Genomic DNA, 422 nt, shown 5'->3' on the forward strand with positions numbered 1-422 from the left:
TGTCAAGGCACTGATCATCGCAAGGCCTGCCTGGCTGACGGCATCCGCGCCGGAGAATATGTCACCCAACGCCGAAGTCGGGCATCTTCTGAAAACTCTGCCGCCGGATCACGCAAAGGCCGCATTCCTTGCCGGGCCGGTGGGCGTGCGGCTCGCCGCCGAGGCTCCGGACAATCTGGCCTCGCTTGCCGGTTTTTTCTCCCGCACGCCTTTGGATGTGACCGCCGAACTGCTCACCAGAATTTCCAATGACGGTCCTGATGTGACCGACCAGGACGTCGGCAATCTCACCGTACCGACGCTGGTTATCGGCCATGATCGGGACAGCATTCATCCTCTCAGCCATGCGCGTGCTCTTGCCGAGCGAATTGCCGGCGCGCGTTTCGTGCAGATCACGCCGAAGACCAAGAGCCGCCCGCAAT

Annotated in this window: 1 protein-coding gene; it reads left to right on the top strand. The window is 61.8% G+C overall.

Translation table 11 applies throughout. The annotated features are described in order from the left end of the window. On the top strand, positions 1-422 hold a 422-nt coding region (locus tag FMN63_RS02650; protein ID WP_205513823.1), incomplete at both ends, for an alpha/beta fold hydrolase.

The sequence above is a fragment of the Stappia sp. BW2 genome, assembly GCF_008107695.1.
Classification (GTDB): Bacteria; Pseudomonadota; Alphaproteobacteria; order Rhizobiales; family Stappiaceae; genus Roseibium.